Origin of the sequence: Amphritea sp. 1_MG-2023, assembly GCF_030547545.1 — a bacterium.
GTDB lineage: Bacteria > Pseudomonadota > Gammaproteobacteria > Pseudomonadales > Balneatricaceae > Amphritea.
In genome coordinates, this window is sequence record NZ_JAUOQE010000079.1 from 1 (window position 1) to 933 (window position 933).

General features: G+C 43.2%; 1 tRNA gene and 1 rRNA gene. Both read left to right on the forward strand.

From position 1 onward, the window contains the following. Positions 1–97 precede the first annotated feature (97 nt). Positions 98–174: transfer RNA gene (locus Q4488_RS18740), tRNA-Ile, on the forward strand. 586 nt (positions 175–760) lie between these two features. After that, a 23S ribosomal RNA gene (locus tag Q4488_RS18745) occupies positions 761–933 on the forward strand; the annotation flags it as partial.

Sequence of the window (933 nt, forward strand, 5' to 3'; positions counted from 1 at the left end):
CTGGATCACCTCCTTAAACGATAGCGGATTCTTAGCAAGCGTTCACACGAATTATCTGATCACTGATAAAGAGAGCATATTGGTTCTAACCGATTGAAGGCTTGTAGCTCAGCTGGTTAGAGCGCACCCCTGATAAGGGTGAGGTCGGTGGTTCAAGTCCACTCAGGCCTACCATTTTACCTGGCGTCAGCTGAAGTAAGTGGTTAGTTAGAACTCAATAAGATTAAGATCGCTTAGTTGGTTAGAGCGCACCCCACTCTTGGTTTAAGAGAAAGTGGGTGAGGTCGGTGGTTCAAGTCCACTCAGGCCTACCATTTTACCTGGCGTCAGCTGAAGTAAGTGGTTAGTTAGAACTCAATAAGATTAAGATCGCTTAGTTGGTTAGAGCGCACCCCACTCTTGGTTTAAAAGAAAGTGGGTGAGGTCGGTGGTTCAAGTCCACTCAGACCTACCAATTTTACGTTACTCTGCGTTGTAATATTACTCACATAGCACGCTATGTCAGTAGAAGTTTACGCCTTGATTAACATAAAATTAAAATCAGATGCTCGTCTGAAAGTCTTAAAACATACACATCTGATTGATGTTTATCTTTTAAAGCTTTTAGCTTTATACGCTCTTTAACAAATGAATCCTGTAACAAAACGAGAAAGAAATGTACAAGCGCTAATCCGGCGTAAATGTATCGTTATTTCAGCGTCATCTTTAAGATGACAAAGAAGTTTTATCAGTGACTTTGACAGACCCTTTTGGGTTATATGGTCAAGTGACTAAGCGTGCACGGTGGATGCCTTGGCAGTCAGAGGCGATGAAGGACGTGGTAACCTGCGATAAGGTTCGGTGAGTCGGTAAACAGACTTTGACCCGGACATTTCCGAATGGGGAAACCCACCCAGTATAAGCTGGGTATCTCTTGAGTGAATACATAGCTCT